14 protein-coding genes are annotated in these 18,324 nt (G+C 66.1%); 9 read left to right on the top strand and 5 right to left on the bottom strand.

Translation table 11 applies throughout. The annotated features are described in order from the left end of the window. Positions 1 to 129: 129 nt before the first annotated feature. The 3 genes from glmS to TSA1_RS01565 all read left to right on the top strand — a co-directional run bounded on the left by glmS (position 130) and on the right by TSA1_RS01565 (position 3,777). A complete protein-coding gene (glmS, locus tag TSA1_RS01575) occupies positions 130 to 1,956 on the top strand; it encodes a glutamine--fructose-6-phosphate transaminase (isomerizing) (protein WP_100174793.1) in 1,827 nt (608 codons plus the stop codon). 89 nt (positions 1,957 to 2,045) lie between these two features. Further along, positions 2,046 to 2,816 (top strand): DUF502 domain-containing protein, encoded by a 771-nt coding sequence (locus TSA1_RS01570; protein ID WP_100174792.1) that lies wholly within the window; start codon positions 2,046 to 2,048, stop codon positions 2,814 to 2,816. 103 nt (positions 2,817 to 2,919) lie between these two features. Then, positions 2,920 to 3,777 (top strand): NAD(P)-dependent oxidoreductase, encoded by an 858-nt coding sequence (locus tag TSA1_RS01565; protein WP_100174791.1) that lies wholly within the window; start codon positions 2,920 to 2,922, stop codon positions 3,775 to 3,777. Positions 3,778 to 3,787: 10 nt separating this feature from the next. On the opposite strand, the gene TSA1_RS01560 is transcribed toward TSA1_RS01565, so the two are convergent. Continuing rightward, positions 3,788 to 4,309 carry a P-loop NTPase family protein gene (locus TSA1_RS01560; RefSeq protein ID WP_100174790.1) on the bottom strand — a complete coding sequence of 174 codons (522 nt, stop codon included), beginning with the start codon at positions 4,307 to 4,309 and terminating at the stop codon, positions 3,788 to 3,790. A 128-nt stretch (positions 4,310 to 4,437) separates the two neighbouring features. On the opposite strand from TSA1_RS01560, the gene panE reads away from it, so the two are divergent. Continuing rightward, a complete protein-coding gene (gene panE, locus TSA1_RS01555; RefSeq protein WP_100174789.1) occupies positions 4,438 to 5,367 on the top strand; it encodes a 2-dehydropantoate 2-reductase in 930 nt (309 codons plus the stop codon). Here panE and recG read toward each other — a convergent pair. Beyond that, entirely contained in the window at positions 5,364 to 7,472 is a 2,109-nt protein-coding gene (recG, locus tag TSA1_RS01550; RefSeq protein ID WP_100174788.1) for an ATP-dependent DNA helicase RecG, read from the bottom strand. The two genes, panE and recG, sit on opposite strands and share 4 nt — an antisense overlap. Positions 7,473 to 7,627: 155 nt before the next feature. Here recG and TSA1_RS01545 point away from each other — a divergent pair, with 155 nt between their 5' ends. The 4 genes from TSA1_RS01545 to TSA1_RS01525 all read left to right on the top strand — a co-directional run bounded on the left by TSA1_RS01545 (position 7,628) and on the right by TSA1_RS01525 (position 12,500). Continuing rightward, positions 7,628 to 7,918 carry an FAD assembly factor SdhE gene (locus tag TSA1_RS01545; protein ID WP_100174787.1) on the top strand — a complete coding sequence of 97 codons (291 nt, stop codon included), beginning with the start codon at positions 7,628 to 7,630 and terminating at the stop codon, positions 7,916 to 7,918. Beyond that, positions 7,915 to 11,433 carry a transcription-repair coupling factor gene (mfd, locus tag TSA1_RS01540; protein ID WP_100174786.1) on the top strand — a complete coding sequence of 1,173 codons (3,519 nt, stop codon included), beginning with the start codon at positions 7,915 to 7,917 and terminating at the stop codon, positions 11,431 to 11,433. The genes TSA1_RS01545 and mfd overlap by 4 nt, the downstream gene beginning before the upstream one ends. A 246-nt stretch (positions 11,434 to 11,679) precedes the next feature. Then, positions 11,680 to 11,889: a cold-shock protein gene (locus tag TSA1_RS01535; protein WP_028144554.1), complete on the top strand. Its 210-nt coding sequence runs from the start codon at positions 11,680 to 11,682 to the stop codon at positions 11,887 to 11,889. A gap of 374 nt (positions 11,890 to 12,263) precedes the next feature. Next, positions 12,264 to 12,500, top strand: a complete 237-nt coding sequence (locus TSA1_RS01525; RefSeq protein ID WP_097662272.1) for a hypothetical protein — start codon at positions 12,264 to 12,266, stop codon at positions 12,498 to 12,500. A 27-nt stretch (positions 12,501 to 12,527) separates the two neighbouring features. Here the strand turns inward: TSA1_RS01525 and TSA1_RS01520 are convergent, their stop codons facing one another. The 3 genes from TSA1_RS01520 to TSA1_RS01510 all read right to left on the bottom strand — a co-directional run bounded on the left by TSA1_RS01520 (position 12,528) and on the right by TSA1_RS01510 (position 17,210). After that, entirely contained in the window at positions 12,528 to 13,751 is a 1,224-nt protein-coding gene (locus tag TSA1_RS01520; RefSeq protein ID WP_100174784.1) for a hypothetical protein, read from the bottom strand. An 86-nt stretch (positions 13,752 to 13,837) separates the two neighbouring features. Continuing rightward, a complete protein-coding gene (locus TSA1_RS01515) occupies positions 13,838 to 15,340 on the bottom strand; it encodes a class I adenylate-forming enzyme family protein (protein WP_100174783.1) in 1,503 nt (500 codons plus the stop codon). 4 nt (positions 15,341 to 15,344) lie between these two features. Beyond that, on the bottom strand, positions 15,345 to 17,210 hold the full coding sequence (locus TSA1_RS01510; protein ID WP_174718690.1) for an extracellular solute-binding protein: 1,866 nt from the start codon (positions 17,208 to 17,210) through the stop codon (positions 15,345 to 15,347). A gap of 261 nt (positions 17,211 to 17,471) precedes the next feature. On the opposite strand from TSA1_RS01510, the gene TSA1_RS01505 reads away from it, so the two are divergent. Further along, on the top strand, positions 17,472 to 18,290 hold the full coding sequence (locus TSA1_RS01505; RefSeq protein ID WP_097662269.1) for an invasion associated locus B family protein: 819 nt from the start codon (positions 17,472 to 17,474) through the stop codon (positions 18,288 to 18,290). Positions 18,291 to 18,324: the final 34 nt, after the last annotated feature.

Here is an 18,324-nt window from a genome sequence, read left to right as displayed (position 1 = left end):
CGGGCCAATGCGACGAGATGCTGTCTCAATCAGCAATAATTATTGAGTATCTGGTTCCTTAGTAACTTCGCTAAAAACCGGGCGCGTCGTTTAGGCGATTTTTCGACGATTTGGGGGATAGTGATCCGCATGTGCGGGATTGTCGGCATTCTCGGGCGCGAACCGGTTGCGGAGCAGCTGGTGGATTCGCTCAAACGTCTCGAATATCGCGGTTACGACTCCGCGGGCGTCGCCACGCTCGAAGGCAAGCACCTCGAGCGCCGCCGCGCCGAGGGCAAGCTGAAGAATCTGGAGAAGCGGCTGGAAGCCGAGCCGCTCAAGGGCACGACCGGCATCGGCCACACCCGCTGGGCCACTCACGGCAAGCCGACCGTCAACAACGCCCATCCGCACGCGACCGAGCGCGTCGCCGTGGTCCACAACGGCATCATCGAGAATTTCCGCGAGCTGCGCGAGGAGCTCGAGAAGAACGGCACGGTGTTCCACACCGAGACCGACACCGAGATCGTGCTGCATCTCGTCGACGATCTCTTGACGCGCGGCAACAAGCCGGTCGAGGCTGTCAAGCTGACGCTGGCGCGCTTACGCGGCGCATTCGCCCTCGGCTTCATCTTCGCCGGCGAGGACGATCTCATGATTGGCGCCCGCAACGGGCCGCCGCTCGCGATCGGCTACGGTGACGGTGAGATGTATCTCGGCTCCGACGCCATCGCGCTCGGTCCGTTCACCGACACGATCAGCTATCTCGAGGACGGCGACTGGGTGGTGCTGACCCGCAAGAGTGCGACGATTTTCGACAAGGACGGCAACGCCGTCCAGCGCGACAAGATCAAGCACGCGGCCTCGACCTCGCTGGTCGACAAGGCCAACTATCGCCACTTCATGGCCAAGGAGATCCACGAGCAGCCGGAAGTGGTCGGCCACACCCTGGCGCGCTATGTCGACATGGCGACCGAACGCGTCGCGCTGCCGGTCGAGCTGCCGTTCGATTTCAAGAACATCCAGCGCATCAACATCACGGCCTGCGGCACCGCGAGCTATGCCGGCTTCGTGGCGAAATACTGGTTCGAGCGCTTCGCGCGCGTGCCCGTCGAGGTCGATGTCGCCTCCGAATTCCGTTACCGCGAGGCCCCCTTGCGCAAGGGCGATCTCGCCATCTTCATCTCGCAGTCGGGCGAGACCGCCGACACGCTGGCGGCGTTGCGCTATGCCAAGGCGGAGGGCGTCCACACCATCGCCGTCGTCAACGTGCCGACCTCGACCATCGCCCGCGAGAGCGAGACCGTCTTGCAGACGCTCGCCGGCCCCGAGATCGGCGTCGCCTCGACCAAGGCCTTCACCTGCCAGCTCATGGTGCTGGCGAACCTTGCGATCGCGGCCGGCAAGGCGCGCGGCGAATTGTCCGACGAGGACGAGACCAGGCTGGTCCACGGCCTCGTCGAGGTCCCGCGCCTGATGGCCGATGCGCTCACCACCGAGCCGCAGATCGAAAAGCTCGCGCACCGGATCGCCAAGTCCCGCGACGTACTCTATCTCGGCCGCGGCACCAGCTTCCCGCTTGCGCTCGAAGGCGCGCTCAAGCTGAAGGAGATCTCCTACATCCACGCCGAGGGCTATGCCGCCGGCGAGCTCAAGCACGGGCCGATCGCGCTGATCGACGAGACCATGCCTGTCGTCGTCATCGCGCCTTACGACCGTGTGTTCGAGAAGACGGTCTCGAACATGCAGGAAGTCGCGGCCCGCGGCGGCAACATCATCCTGATGACCGACGCCAAGGGCGCGGCGGAGGCGACCGTGGATTCGCTCGTCACCATCGTCCTGCCCGACATGGCCGCGGCTTTTACGCCGATGGTCTATGCCGTTCCGGTGCAGCTGCTCGCCTATCACACGGCTGTCGTGATGGGCACCGATGTCGACCAGCCGCGCAATCTCGCGAAATCGGTGACCGTGGAATAGGCAGGAGGGATCCAGTCGGGGCGCTTCGTGGTCTTCCAAAACCTGCTAGAAGACCATAGCTTGTGTGCTGCGACCGACTTGGAACCCGAATGACCCCCCGCGACGACGCGCCTGCGCCTCTCGATCCCCTCCCGGAACCGCATACCGGCCTGATGGGCCGTTTCCGCAATTATTTCCTGACGGGCCTCGTCGTCACGGGGCCGATCGCAATCACACTGTATCTGGTCTGGTGGTTCGTCACCTGGGTCGACGGCGTGGTGCGGCCGTTCGTGCCGCTGGCCTATCGTCCCGAGACCTATCTGCCCTACGTCATTCCGGGCTGGGGACTGGTTGTCGCATTCTTCACGCTGACGCTGGTCGGATTCCTCGCGGCCAACCTGATCGGCCGCACGCTGGTGGATGTTGGCGAGACCTTCCTCGGCCGGATCCCGGCGGTGCGCGCCATCTATCGCGGCCTCAAGCAGGTGTTCGAGACGCTGTTCTCGGGCAAGGGCTCGAGCTTTCGCAAAGTCGGGCTGGTCGAGTTTCCCTCGCCGGGCATGTGGTCGATCGTGCTGATCTCGCAATCGCCGAATGAAGAAGTTGCGCGCAGCCTGCCGGGGCAGGAGGAGCATGTCTCCGTGTTCCTGCCGTGCTCGCCGAACCCGACCACCGGGTTCTTCTTCTACGTGCCCAAGAGCAAGATCGTCGAGGTCGACATGAGCACCGAGGATGCCGCGACCTTGATCATGTCGGCCGGCGTGGTGCAGCCGGGCTCGGCGCCCGATCCGAAAAAGGCCGCGGCGCTCGCTGGCATGGCGAATGCCGCGCGCATCGCCAATGCCTCGACGCTTCGGCCCGAGCCTGCGAAGGTGGAGTAGGGCCATTCCCTTGCGGGATGGCCCCGGCCGCGCGCGTGTCGGTATCCTCTGCTAGTCTCCGGTGATCCGGGCACCTTGCCCGGATTTCGACCTGGAGTGCACGATGTCCAAAACCATTGCGATCCTCGCGCCCGGCGCCATGGGCAGCGCCGTCGCCCGCCGCCTCAGCGAACATGGCGCGCGCGTGCTGACGTCCTTGGCGGGGCGGAGCGAGGCGACGCGAAAACGCGCCGCGGACGCCGGCATGATCGGCGCCGACGACGATGCGATCGCAGCTGCCGACATCATCCTTTCGATCGTGCCGCCCGGCGAAGCCGTCGCGCTGGCTGAACGGCTGGCCGCGCTGATCGTCAGGCGCGAGAAGAAGCCGATCGTGGTCGATTGCAACGCCGTCAATGTCGACACCGTGCAGAGAATTGAAGAGATCATCGGCTCGGCGCAGGCGCCGTTCGTCGATGGCGGCATCATCGGTTTCCCGCCGCAGCAAGGCGGCAAGAGCCCGGCGTTCTACATGTCCGGCGAGCACGCCAGGGACCTCGTTGTGCTGAGGGAGTTCGGCCTCGACGTGCGCATCGTCGAAGGCCCTGTGGGTGCGGCATCCGCTCTGAAAATGTCCTATGCCGGCATCGTCAAGGGCCTCGCCGGCATCGGCTCCGCCATGGTGATCGCGGCGACGAAGGCGGGCGCGGCGGACGCGCTGCGCGACGAGCTCGCGCTGAGCCAGCCCGCGATCCTGGCCCGGCTCGAGGTCGCGCTGCCGGACATGATTCCGAAGGCCTATCGCTGGGTCGCCGAGATGCGGGAGATTTCCGGCTTCCTCGGCCCCGATCATCCCGCCAGCCAGATCTACGAGGGTTTCGCGAGGTGGTTCGAGCATCTCGCCGAGGACACGAAGGGCGAGGCGGTGGATGCGGCGCTGATGAAGGCGTTCGCTGCGGGGATCGCGCGGACGAAATCCTGATCGTCCGTGCTCACTCGCCGTTCACAGAAACCGAGTCCAGAAAGCCCTGAAGGTCCCGGTCGCGTCTCAGGCGCACGACCGGAACATCGGGGCCATATTGAAGACGCTCGGCCTCGATGACGGGCACGCGCTCGGTGTCGTAGCGCCAGGCTTCCTTCATCAGCTCCCAGTCGAACTGTTCCGGACATCCCTCGGGCAGATCGGGCCGGCTCGTGTCGCGGTCGAAGGCCGAGCGCCAGAGGATACGCCACTGGCAAAGCCAGCGAGGACGGTCGATGACGACGAGAATGTCAGCGCGCGCGATCGTGAGATCGAACGCCAGCCCCGAAAAACTGCCGTCGACGACCCATGCCTCGCCCGCGATCGCCTCGGTGACGCGCGCGCGAAAGCTGGCCTTGTCGGATGGTGTCCAGCCCGGCCGCCAATAGAGCACGTCAAGGTGCACCACAGGCAGATCGAGCTTTCGCCCGAGATTGAGGGCGAGGCTCGTCTTTCCGCTTCCCTGTGAGCCAACGACGATGATCCGGCGCATGGGCGTAGGGTCTCACAATGGCAGTCGCGGGGAAAGTGTAGGGCGACGCTCGCGATGACGGGGAGGAGACGCTGCGAGGCTCATCTGATAGCTTCTCTGCGGAAGCTGCGTTCTGAATGGGAGTTCGAATGAGAGTTCTGGTGATCGGGGCGGGAGCACTGGGCGGCTATTACGGCGCTCGCCTGGTCCGGGCGGGCCGCGACGTGACCTTTCTGGTGCGCGAGAAGCGGGCCGAGCAATTGCGTCAGAATGGACTGCACGTCGTGAGCCCGCACGGCGACTTTGCCGTGCAGCCGAAGATCATCCTGGCCAACGATCTCAAGGAGCCGTTCGACGTCGTGCTCGTCGGGGTGAAATCCTATTCGCTCGATGACGCGATGGCCCAGTTCGCCCCGGCCATGGGCGCCGACACGATGATCTTGCCCATCCTCAACGGGCTGAAACATATCGACGCCCTGATTGCTCGTTTTGGCGCGAGGTGCGTCCTCGGCGGCCTCGCGAACGTCAGTGCCGGGCTTGATGCGGATGGTCGCGTCGTTCAGTTCATGGCCAATCAGACCATCGTCTTCGGCGAGATCGAGGGCGCACTGAGCGAGCGCGTGCTCGCGCTGGAGACGCTGCTCCATGTCCCCGGGATCGACGTCCGCGCCAGCGAGGCGATCATGCAGGACATGTGGGAAAAGTTCGTGCAGCTCTCGACGCTCGCCGGCATCACCTGCCTGATGCGCGCGAGCATCGGCGACATCCTGGCCGTGCCCAACGGCGAGCAATCGATCTTCCGCCTGTTCGCGGAATGCTGCAGCGTTGCGACGGCCTCGGGTTTCGAGCCGCGCGCGCCGTTCATCGAGTTCGACCGGAAACTGTTCACGACGCTGGACTCGCCGCTCAAGGCCTCGATGCTGCGCGACATCGAGCGCGGATCGGTCACCGAGTCGGAGCACATCCTCGGCGATATGGCCAGCCGGGCCCGCAAGCTCGGCATCGACACGCCGCTGCTGGATCTCGCCTGCGCGCATGTGGCGGCCTACGAGGTCGGGCGGCAAAGGGCTGCGACCTAACCCGCGCCGATCAGCGGGATCGCTTCGTCGCGCTCGTAGAGATACAGCAAGCACCGGAGCGCTTCGCCACGCTCGCCCTTGAGCTTGGGATCGTCCTTGAGGATGCGAAGCGCTTCGTCACGGGCCTGGGTGATGAGCTGGCCGTGGACCTCCGAGCGCGCGATGCGGTAGCCGGGCAGGCCGCTCTGGCGCACGCCGAGCACGTCGCCTTCGCCGCGCAGCTTCAGATCTTCCTCGGCGATACGAAAGCCGTCGGTGGTCTCGCGGATCACCTTCAGCCGCGCCTTCGACATCTCGCCGAGCGGCTCCGAATAGAGCAGGATGCAGGTCGACGCTTCCGAGCCGCGTCCGATGCGGCCGCGCAGCTGGTGCAGCTGGGCAAGGCCAAAGCGCTCGGCGTTCTCGATCACCATGATGGTCGCCGCCGGCACGTCGACGCCGACCTCGACGACGGTGGTCGCAACCAGGAGCCCGATCTCGTGCGCGGCGAACTGGCCCATCACGCGGTCCTTCTCGGTGCCCTTCATCTGGCCATGGACGAGGCCGACACGGTCGCCGAAGCGCTTCTGCAGGCTCTCGAAACGCTTGGTCGCGTTGGTGAGATGCTCGGTGCCCTCGGCCTCGGACTCTTCCACCAGCGGGCAGATCCAGTAGACCAGCTTGCCGGACTCGAGTGCACGGCCGACGCCGTCCATGACCTCGCCGAGCCGGCTCATGGCGACGGCGCGGGTGTCGATCGGCTGACGGCCGGCCGGCTTCTCTCGCAGCTCGGAGATGTCCATGTCGCCGAAATAGGTCAGCACCAGCGTGCGCGGGATCGGAGTGGCGCTGAGCACCAGCACGTCCACGGCTTCGCCCTTGGAGGTCAGCGCGAGGCGCTCGCGCACGCCAAAACGGTGCTGCTCGTCGACGATGGCGAGCGCGAGGTCTTGGAAAATGACGTCGTCCTGGATCAGCGCATGGGTGCCGACGAGCAGGTCGATCTCGCCTGCCGCGAGCTGGGTGATGATCTCGCGACGCTCCTTGCCCTTCTCGCGGCCGGTGAGGATGGCGACGCGCATGCCCGCGCGCTCGGCGAGCGGGGCGATGGTCTTGATGTGCTGGCGCGCCAGGATTTCGGTCGGCGCCATCAGCGCGGCCTGCTTGCCAACCTCGGCCACGGCTGCGGCCGCAAGCAGGGCGACCACGGTCTTGCCGGAGCCGACGTCGCCCTGGAGCAGGCGCAGCATCCGCACGGGTTGTTGCAGATCGCTGGCGATCGCCGCAGCGGCGTCGCGCTGGGAGGACGTCAATGCATAGGGCAGGGCGTCGATGATCTTGCTGCGCAGGTGGCCGTCGCCGGCATTGCGGACGCCGGCGGGGCGGCGCAATTGCGCGCGGATCAGGGCGAGCGCGAGCTGGCCGGCGAGCAGCTCGTCGAAGGCGAGGCGCGACCAGAACGGCCGGTCCGGCAAAATATCGGTCAGCTCGACCGGCTGGTGCACGCGATTGAGCGCCTCACCGACCGGCGGAAAATTGCAGCGGCGCATCACCTCCGGGCTGATCCATTCCGGCAGGGCCGGTAGCTTCAGCAGCGCCTGCGCAATTGCACGGCGGAGCGAGCCGAGCGCGAGGCCCTCCGTGAGCGGATAGACGGGGTCGATGCCCGACAGCTTCGAGATTGCTTCCTCGTCCAGCACGCGGTCGGGATGCACGATTTGCGGGATGCCGTCATACATCTGCAGCGTGCCGGAGACGTAGCGCTTCTCGCCGACCGGCAGCAGCTTCTCGACATAGCCGGGCTTGGCCCGGAAGAAGGTCAGCACGACGTCGCCGGTGTCGTCGCTGGCATAGACGAGGTACGGCGCGCGCGCGTTGCGGGGCGGGGGCGGGCGGTGACGGTCGACGGTGACCTCCAGCGTCACCATGGTTCCCTGCTCGGCGTCGCGGATCTTCGGCCGCGCCCGGCGGTCGATCACATGGCTCGGCAGATGCAATAACAGATCGACCAGCCGCGGCGTCTCGCTGCGGCTGAGCAGATATTGCAGCAGCTTGTCCTGCTTCGGACCGACGCCGGGCAGGCTGGTCACGGGAGCAAACAGCGGATTGAGCAGGGTGGGGCGCATCCCGTCTTTTCGATGACGATGGATTGCCGGGTCAAGCCCGGCAATGATGCTCCCCGGACAATTGCAATAACAAAGGGCTGACACGGCCTGCCTGAGTGGCTATATCAACCCCGCCCGGCACGTCCGGGCTTTCTGCGTTTGACTGGATCAGAGACATGACGGGAACGACACGATCGAGCAGCGGCCTGGACGACCGCCGCAAGCGGCTTCTGTTCCGCTGCTGGCACCGCGGCACGCGGGAGATGGACCTGATCCTCGGCCGTTTTGCCGACGCTGAGATCGGCAATCTGTCCGATGCCGAGCTCGATCAGCTCGAGATCCTGCTGGAGGTCAATGATCCCGATCTCTACGCCGCCATCAGCGGCGACAAGGAGCTGCCGGCCGATGTGACGGGTCCCCTGTTTGCCCGCATTAAGGCCTATCCGATCGCGGACGGCCATCTATGAAGCCTGGGTCGAAATCTCCGGCCGAGCTGCTCACGCCCGGCCGGGCGCTGACGCTTGCCAATGTTGCCGAGGGCGCCGAGGGTCTCGTCATCTCCGATCTCGCCCGCGCCATCGCGGCGCGGCCCAAGAAGCCGGCCGTCAGCCTTGCGGTGGTCTGCCGCGACGGGCCGCGGATGCAGCAGCTCGAACGCGCGCTGCAGTTCTTCGCGCCCGATCTTCCGGTGCTGACTTTCCCGGCCTGGGACTGCCAGCCCTATGACCGCGTCTCGCCGCATGGCGGCATCCTGGCCCAGCGCCTCACCACGCTGGCGCGGCTCGCCCCGCTCACCGGCAGCGACAAGCCGCTGATCGTGCTGACCACGGTGAATGCGGTGGTGCAGCGCGTGCCCGCGCGCGAGCTCGTCGCGGCACAGGCGCTGTCGGTCGCCCCCGGCAACGTCGTGCCGATGGACACCATCGTCGCCTGGCTCGAGCACAACGGCTACAACCGCTCCTCGACCGTGCGCGAGCCCGGCGAATACGCCGTGCGCGGCGGCATCCTCGACCTGTTTCCGGCCGGCCTCGAGCAGCCCGTGCGGTTCGATTTCTTCGGCGACAGCCTGGAATCGATCCGCACGTTTGATGCCGAGACACAGCGCACGCTGCTCGACATGCGCTCGCTCGACCTCGTGCCGGTCTCGGAATTTCAGCTCGTCACCGACACCATCCGCCGCTTCCGCATGGGCTATGTCGCCGAGTTCGGCGCGCCCGAGCGCGACGACGCGCTGTACGAGGCCGTCAGCGAAGGCCGCCGCCATCCCGGCATGGAGCACTGGCTGCCGCTGTTCCAGGACCGGATGGACACGCTGTTCGACTATCTGCAAGGAGCCGCCGTCGCGATCGAGCCGCAGGCCGAGGACGCCGTGCGCGAGCGCTTCAAGCAGATCCAGGACTATTACGAGGCCCGCCGCGATGCGATGGAGCATCCCGGCGGCGGTGCCATCTACAAGCCACTGCCGCCGGACCGGCTTTATCTCACCGACGAGGAGTGGACCAAACGCCTCGGCGACATTCCGCTGGCACGCCTGACGCAGTTCTCGGTGCCGGCCGACGGGACGAGCGTGGTCGACGCTGGCGCACGCAAGGGCCGCGATTTCGCGCCGGAGCGCAACGACAGCACCGTCAACGTGTTCGAGTCTGTCGTCGCCCACGTCATGGCCTTGCAGGCCCAGCGCAAGAAGGTCGTGATCGCGCTCTGGAGCGAAGGCTCGCGCGACCGCATGACCTCGATGCTGCGCGACCACAAGCTCGCCCACACCACCAGCGTCAACGCCTGGCGGACGGTGCAGGCCACGCCGCGCAACGAGACCATGCTCGCCGTGCTCGGCCTGGAGGCCGGTTTCGAGACCGACGAGATCGCGCTGATCAGCGAGCAGGACATCCTCGGCGACCGCCTGGTGCGGACGCGCAAGGCCAGCCGCAAGCTCGACAATTTCATCTCGGAGATCACGAGCCTCACCGCGGGCGACATCGTCGTCCACGCCGATCACGGCATCGGGCGCTTTGTCGGCCTGCAGACGCTCGACGTCGCCGGCGCGCCGCATGACTGCCTCGAGCTGCATTATGCCGCCGACGCAAAACTGTTCCTGCCGGTCGAGAATATCGAACTGCTGTCGCGCTATGGCTCCGACCAGACCACGGTCGAGCTGGATCGTCTGGGCGGCTCCGGCTGGCAGACCCGCAAGGCGAAACTCAAGAACCGCATCCGCGAGATCGCGGGCGAGTTGATCAAGATCGCCGCTGCGCGCCATCTGCACGAGGCGCCCAAGCTCCTGGTGCAGCCCGGCCTCTACGACGAGTTCTGTGCACGCTTCCCCTATGACGAGACCGAGGACCAGCTCGGGGCCATCGAATCCACGCTGAAAGACCTCGAACTCGGCCGCCCCATGGACCGGCTGATCTGCGGCGACGTCGGTTTTGGCAAGACCGAGGTGGCTTTGCGCGCCGCGTTTGCCGTGGCGCTCGAAGGCAAGCAGGTTGCGGTTGTGGTGCCGACCACCCTGCTGGCGCGCCAGCACGCAAGAACCTTCACCGAACGATTCAAGGGCTTTCCGGTGAACGTGGCGCAGGCCTCGCGCCTGATCGCGGCCAAGGAGCTCAACCTGGTCAAGAAGGGCATCGCCGACGGTTCGGTCGACATCGTCGTCGGCACCCATGCACTGCTGGGCAAGGCGATCAAATTCCGCGATCTCGGCCTCGTCATCGTCGACGAGGAGCAGCACTTCGGCGTCACCCACAAGGAGCGGCTGAAGGCGCTTCGTTCCGAGGTGCATGTGCTGACGCTGTCGGCGACCCCGATCCCGCGTACGCTGCAGCTGGCGCTGACCGGCGTCCGCGAGCTCTCGATCATCGCATCGCCGCCGGTCGACCGCCTCGCGGTCCGCACCTTCGTCGCCCCGCACGATCCCTTGATGATCCGCGAGGCGCTCTTGCGCGAGCGCTATCGCGGCGGGCAGGCGTTCTACGTGGTGCCGCGCATCGACGACCTCGCCGAGGTCAAGGACTTCCTCGACAAGAACGTGCCGGAGATGAAGGTCGCCGTCGCGCACGGGCAGATGCCGCCGGCCGTGATCGAGGACATCATGACCGCGTTCTACGACGGCAAGTTCGACATCCTCTTGTCGACCACGATCGTCGAATCCGGCCTCGACATTCCCAACGCCAACACGCTGATCGTGCACCGCGCCGACATGTTCGGCCTCGCCCAGCTCTACCAGCTCCGTGGCCGCGTCGGCCGCTCCAAGCTGCGCGCCTATGCGCTGTTCACGCTGCCGGCGCAGCAGAAGATCACCGCGCAGGCCGAGCGCCGGCTCACCGTGCTGCAATCGCTGGAGACGCTGGGGGCAGGCTTCCAGCTCGCCTCGCACGACCTCGACATCCGCGGCGCCGGCAATCTGCTCGGCGAGGAGCAGTCGGGCCACATCAAGGAGGTCGGCTTCGAGCTGTACCAATCGATGCTGGAGGAGGCGATCGTCAACCTCAAGGCCGGCGTCTCCGAGCCCGCCGCCGACCGCTGGTCGCCGTCGATCACGATCGGCATGCCTGTGCTCATTCCGGAGGATTACGTCGGCGACCTCTCGGTCCGGCTGTCGCTGTACCGGCGCCTCGCCGATCTCGACACCGAGGAGGAGATCGAAAACTTCGGCGCCGAGATGCGCGACCGCTTCGGCGTGCTGCCGGACGAGGTGCGCTACCTGTTCAAGGTCGCCGCCATCAAGGCGTTCTGCCGCCGGGCCAATGTCGAGAAGATCGACGCAGGCCCCAAGGGCGCCGTCATCGTCTTCCGCGACAATTCCTTCGCCTATCCCGATCGCCTGGTCACCTTCATCCGCAGCTACGGCCAGGCCGCCAAGGTACGCCCCGACATGAAGGTGGTGTTTCTGCAGGATTGGGAGACGCCGGAAGAGCGGCTCGCCGGCACGACGGAGATCATGCGCCAGCTGGCGCAGCTCGCGGAGAGCAAGAGGGCGGCGTGAGCGCCATCTTGCAGAGGCGATGCAGCTTGAATCGTTGCGTCGCCTCTGGATTCGAAAATAATGACATATGGCCACTTGCGAAATGATTGAGCAGGAGCCATATTCATTTTATCGAGTTTCGGCCGAACGACTTGGCCTCGCCGCTCACAAGCGCGCCTGACTGACGACCCTCCCTCCAGATCTCGACGACACCGAACGCGCTTTTCAGCGCGGTCAAACGCTTATCTATCTTAAAGGACGACCCCCATGACGACGGGAACTGTGAAGTGGTTTAACAGCCAAAAAGGTTTCGGATTCATTCAGCCCGACCAGGGCAGCCAGGATGTGTTCGTTCACATCAGCGCCGTTGAACGCGCCGGCATGAATACTCTGAACGAAGGGCAGAAGGTTTCATTCGAAATCGTTGCAGACCGCCGGACCGGCAAGTCTGCTGCTGAAGATCTGCGCGCCGCATAGGCTGTCGCAATCGACATGACGTTGCTTTGACCACGGATGTACTGGCAGAGCTTCGGATCTCTTGGCCCGCGACCGTTCACCGGCCGCGGGTTTTTTGCACCTGTGACCGCCTGATCGCGAATGCCAACAGTGGCATTTCGCGCGAAGATACCCATATAGATTTCATGACCAATTGGCAGAAGTCGACCACGCGGCAAGCACCCAAGACCAAGGCAGAGCTCCGCCTGATGCTGACAGAAGCGGTCTGCAATACGCAACCGAGGTCCGAGTCAGAGCGAAGATCGAAAGCCAGGAAGATCGCGGCCGGGACGGCTCGCGCCGATCCAGCGTCCGGGGTCGCCTTACCGGTTCGCTGAGCCGCGAGAAAGAGCAGCATGCGCAAACTTCCCCAGCCCACCGAGCAAGAGCTTCGGGAGGGCCCTCAGGCGGTGTCCTTCCAGATCGCGAACGGGAACACGCGGCAGCGCTGTATTCTTCAAACAAATTTCCCGACCAAGGTGCAGGCGCAGAGATACCTTCTGACGAACTGGCCGGCCGTCGAGAAGATGGCGCGCGACGCTCTCGCGATGGGGATTGTCGAGGATGGCCAGATCAAGCTCATGATGGTCTGAGCGGTTGAGGCGCGACGGCTGCGGTTGCTACGACGCCGCCCGCGTCCCGTCCGCCGACAGCCGGGCCAGCAGCGACCTTGCCGTATCCGACGGCGACAGCGAGTCCACGCTGACAACGGGTTCGCTGCGCATCTCGTGCTTGCCGTTCGAGGTGTGGCGCATCACGGCCGATAAGCGCCGCGCGATCATGTGCGCGGTGCGGAAGTCGGTTTCCGCGAACACGACGATGACCGAACCGTCCTTCTGCGCCGCGCCGAAATCCATCTGCCGCATCAGGCGGCTGAGGATGCGCGCGGCATCGAGCTGGGCGCGGGAATTGCCGGGGTCGAAGGCGAAGCGCGCGACCGACAGACCGCCGCCGCGGGCGAGGGCCTGCTCGACCGCCTTGGCAAAATCGCGGGCGAAAGCTTCGACCGTCAGAAGGCCGCTGCGCGGATCGAGCCAGCCGCCGGCATCGATCGAGCGCAGCGTGCGGCTCAACTGGGCTTCCATGGCGTGCTGGCGGATCAGGGGCAGCGCATTGGCCGCGACCTTGGCCGGCTCTCCCGGGATCAGCTCGAGATTGGGCAGGTCGTAACTCTGCGTCAGCTGGTGCGCGGTAACGACGACCGGCAGGCTGCGGAAGCGGGTGTCCTCGGCGAGCACCGTGAGGAAGGCGTCGGTGACGCGCGCGGTAAAACCTTCGGCGAGCACGACGCCGTCGAGGTCACGGGTGTTGAGATGTTTTGCGGCGGCCTCGATCGAAAGTGCGCCGACCACGCCGACACGTTCACCCAGTGCGACGGAGAGTGCGGGATAGGCCGCGCCGCGGCCGATCAGCAGCACGGTGGCATCGCGTGTGGGATCGCCTTGGGGCAACGCGACCTTCACTTCAGGCAGCCGGCGCAGCACCGTGGCATGGAGGGTACGCACGCGCAGGGCGGCGCGAAGCCGTGCGATCAGCCGGTCGGGATTGCCACCGCGCGAGGAGAACGGCAGGGCGTTGTGGGGCAGCGTGCTCGCCGGATCCACGGTCACGAAGGGCAGGTAAGGCGACTGGTCGGCGATCTTCCTTGCGAGCGGCGCGATATGCGGCTCGTGTCCGCCGGACATCTGGGCGAGAACCACGGCCGGCTGGACCTGCTCGACCGCGCGCGCTGCGCTGGCCCATTCGGTGTCGACGACGGGAAACAGCCGAGCCTCGTCCAGCGCCGCAATGAAGGGCGGCCGTTCGGCATTGGACACAAACAGGATCGGGCCCGCCTGGGACATTCGACAAACTCTGATCACGCGACAGATGCCGCGCAATCTAGTTTGGCCGCCTTAATGCAGCGTCAACGGAGGTGGCGAAACTGCGTCTAGGTGGGGCCGGAGCGGTCGCGAAAAGCCTCGACCATCAGGGGGTTAAGCCCGAGTTCGCTGAGCGCCTCGCGGGCCCGGGCATTGTCCTGGGCCCGCCCGGCCAGCCTGTGGCCGGACAGCCGATCGGGCAGCGCGGTGAGGAGGGCGCCCTGACCGAGCCGGCGGGCCCATTCCTGGAGATCGTTGGAGAGGAAGCGATAGCCGCCGACGGCCATGATGCCGGAGGGCGGTGCGGTGATGCAGATCGCCCCGCTCGGACGGTCGAGCCGTGCGGCGTAGCCGGTGTCGACATAGTCGCGTGGCGGCTGTGCGATCAGCGTGTCGCCGACCGGCTGCGGCGGGGCGTAGGCCGCGATCGGCACCATCGCGCCGCGCAGACCGAGCGTGCCTTTCGGCGTCAGCAGGATCTCACCGGCGATGGAGGAGCCGGATTGCTCGCGCGGGGCGCCGTGCGGCCCCGGCATCACCGGCACCGGCATGCCGTCCTCGCCGCGGCGGGCGCCGAACAGGCCGGCCTCGCCGAACAGATAGACGTCGGTCAATGGCGCGTGCGGGGCGATCCAGGCATCGCTTGCCGCCACCTGCTCCGGCGCGCGCCAAAGGCCGATGACGTTGCGCAAGGACGGCATCCGCGCCGCGAGGTCCGAATCGCCGAGGCGCAGGGCGAGCTGCGCGGGCGCGATCAGCACCTCGCATTCGTGCTCGTTGATCTGCTGCTCCAGCACGTCGTTCTCGAAGGGATGATGCAGCGCCAGCGCGCCGCCCGAAAGCAGCCACACCGCGAGCGAGGAGGCGAGGCCGGCGAACGACATCGGCGCGAGCGCCGCCATCAAGGTCGCGCCCTGCCTGATGTCGGCTTCCAGCGACATCGCAAGACCACCGGCGATCAGGCTGAAGTGCGGCCGCGGCACCGGGCGAAAACCTTCCGCCGTGACATCGAAGGAGATCATCGCCGCCTTGCGGCCGTCCTGGATCACCGCACGCGTCAGGCCGGGCGGGCGGGCCAGCACCTCGTCGAGCGAAGCCATGCCTTCGGGCAGATCGGTGCCGAAGCCGCAGACATGACGGATCGAGAACGCTTCGGCGGCCGCGTGCATCGCGAGGTCGGCATAGCTGACGCCATCGACCGTGCTCATGGTGACGATGGCGCGCGCCGCGGTGCGGTTGAGCGCGGCGGTCAGTTCCGCATGCCGCCACAGCAGCGGCAGCACCGCGACGACGAGGCCTGCGCGATGGGCGGCGAGCACGGTGAGCACGAACTCGACCGTAGCAGGCAACTGGATCGCGATGACGGAATTGGCCGGCAGGCCCGCTTCGACGAAATAGGCCGACAGGGCCTCGATGGCCGTGTCAGCCTCGGCATAGCTCATCCGTCGCGGCTGATGCCCGGTCACGCGGGCCTTGTTGAGGGGATCGAGCAGGGCAGGCGCGTGCGGCTGCCGCATCAGCGTGCGCTGAAACAGCGTGTCGAGCGTCGGCGATACGGCTGGCTGGTTCACGGCGTCACTTCGCTGGAATCGCTGGAGGCTGCCCCTTCGACCACCATGTCTCCGGCAAATAGCCCGAGAGCGAGGTGGTCCTGGGCCGTTCTATCCGATTCCAGCGCGCGATCCATTGCTCCGATACGTTAAACAGGGGGATTGTGTAGAAGCCCGCGATCAAGGCGCGGTCGAGCGCCCGCACCGACGAGACGAATTCCGTATGTTCACGGGCCTCAAGCAGGGCGGCGATCATGGCATCGACCGCCGGATCCCTGGCGCCCATGTAGTTGCGGGTTCCCGGATTGTCCGCGGCAGCGCTGCCCCAATAGAAATATTGCTCGTTGCCCGGCGACAGCGACTGGTCCCAGCGGTTCTGGATCATGTCGAATTCGAATGCGAGCCGGCGCTGGTCGAACTGCACGGGATCGACCGATCGCACGCTCGGCTCGATGCCGGCGCGTTTGAGGTCGCGCTGGAACGCGAGCGCAATGCGCTCCTGGTCGCGGGTCGTGACCATGATCTCGAACGTGAAGGGCGCCTTGGTCGCGCGGTTGCGCAGCACGGTGCCGTCGAGATCGTAGCCGGCCTCGGACAGCAGTTTCAGCGCCGCGCGAAGCGTGGTGCGATCGCGTCCCGATCCATCGGTCACGGGAAGGCGGTAACTGCCGTCCATGACGTCTGCCGGAATTCGATCGGCGAACGGCTTCAGGAGTTCACGCTCGCGCGCGTCCGCTGGCTGGCCATAGGCCGACAGGTCGGAGCCGGCGAAATAACCGGCGACGCGCGAATAGAGCCCGAAAAAGTAGCTGCGGTTGACCAGCTCGAAATCGAACAGCAGCGTCAGCGCCTGGCGCACGCGGATGTCGGAGAAGATCGGACGGCGCGTGTTGAACACCAGGAATTCGGATGGCTGCGGCATGCCCGGCTTGACGGTGTCGCGGATCACCTCGCCGCTTCTGGCGGCTGGAAAATCGTAGCCGTCATGCCAGCGCAGCGGCTCGTGCTCGACGCGGAAATCGTAGAGGCCACGCTTGAAGGCCTCGAACTGGCCGTTGGCCTCGCGAAAATAGTCGAGCCTGACCTCGTCGAAATTGTAGAGCCCGCGGTTGATGGGCAGATCGCGGCCCCAATAGTCGGGATTGCGGGTCAGCGTCACGCTGGCCCCGGGCTTCACGGCCGTGACGCGGTAGGGACCGGAGCCGACCGGGCTCGTCAGCGTCGTCTCCTCGAAAGTCGCGACGTCGACGGCATGCTCTGGCAGGATCGGCATCAGGCCGAGGATCAGCGGCAGTTCGCGATCATTGGCGCCGGCGAGATCGAACCGGACGGTGAGGGGATCGGGAGCCTCGGCCTTGGCGACCTTGGCGTAGTACTGCCGGTGGTTCGGCCGGCCGTGATCGCGCAGCAGCTGCCAGGAGAACAGCACGTCTTCGGCCGTGACCGGCTTGCCGTCGGAAAAACGGGCGCGCGGATCGAGGCGGAACGTGACGAAGCTCCGCTCGTCGTCGGTTTCGACGCTCCTGGCGAGCAGGCCATAGAGCGTGAACGGCTCGTCGTTGCCGCGCGCGAGCAGGCTCTCGACCACGTAGCCCCGCATCTGCTGCACGGCCAGTCCCTTGACGATGAAGGGATTGAGGCTGTCGAAGGTGCCGAGAACACCCCAGGTCAGGCGGCCGCCCTTGGGGGCATCGGGGTTGGCGTAGGACATATGGGTGAAATCGGCCGGCATCGCCGGCTTGCCGTGCATGGCGATGGCATGGGCTTCCCCGGCCCGCGCGGTCTCCATCGACACTCCGCCGCCGAAAGCCAGGACAAGGGCCGAGGCCAGCAGGGCCGAGACGCGAACGCGGACACCGGGGCCCTCGAAGCGGCGTTGGAACATGAACATCAGCACACGTTGATTCGAGGACCGGCTCGCCTCGAATCCTATCACAGGGAATTTCACCGGGCTCAGCTGCGGACGGGGCCAAAGGCGCTTGTCGGCATTGATCTTTTCGTCGGCCACGTTAAGAAGGCACCCAATCGCGCAAGAGCGTCGAGCCCGTCACTTATCCGCCTCAATTGACGGGGAGAGAGCCGCGCCCAAGGCGGCCAGGTTCGGCGCTTCGGAGCGGTTCGGGCACTTCCCGTTCAGAAAGGGTTTTCCGCAATGAATTTCCGTTACTTGGCCGCGTCCGTCCGGCCGCGCGGGCGACTTCTCGCCTTGTTGACGGCGACGGCGTTGGCCGTCCCGTTTGCCGCCGAGGCCCAAACTCCGGCACCGGCCCCCGGCGCGCCCAAGGCGGCTCCGGCCCCGAAAGCGGCTCCCAAGGCCGCCCCCAAGGCTCCGGCGCCGGCCGCTCAGGCTCCTGCTCAGCAAGCTCCCGCCGCAGGCGCTCCGGCGCAGCAGGGCGCGGCCCAGCCGGCCGATCAGCAGATCCAGCTGATCTACGCCCCCTGGACCAAGTTCTGCCTCAAGGGCCAGGACGCCAACGCCAAGCAGGTCTGCTTCACCGGCAAGGACGGCCGCATCGAATCGGGCCAGCCGGTCATCGCCGCCGTCATCATCGAGCCGGAAGGCGAACCGAAGAAGATCCTGCGCGTGACGCTGCCGCTCGGCATGCAGCTCGTGCACGGCACCCGCATCATCGTGGACAGCAACGCGCCGCTCCAGCAGCCCTATGTGATCTGCTTCCAGAACGGCTGCATGTCGGACTACGAGGCGACGCCCGAGCTCATCAACAGCATGAAGAAGGGCCAGAATCTCGTTGTCCAGGCGATCAACGCCAACGGTGCGCCGCTGACCCTGCCGCTGCCGCTCGCCGGCGAATTCCAGAAGGCCTATGACGGTCCGCCGACCGATCCGAAGGTGTTCGAGGAAAACCAGAAGAAGCTCCAGGAGGAGCTCCAGAAGAAGGCCGACGAGCAGCGCAAGAAGCTCGAGCAGGGCGGTGGTGCCCCGGGCGCCGCTCCAGCAGGTCAGAAGTAATCGGAGCCAGGCTCCGGACATGAAAAAGGCGCTC

It is taken from the genome of Bradyrhizobium nitroreducens (assembly GCF_002776695.1).
GTDB classification, from domain to species: domain Bacteria; phylum Pseudomonadota; class Alphaproteobacteria; order Rhizobiales; family Xanthobacteraceae; genus Bradyrhizobium; species Bradyrhizobium nitroreducens.
Note: the sequence above shows the minus strand (reverse complement) of the source record. Positions and strands in the feature narration are given on the sequence as shown.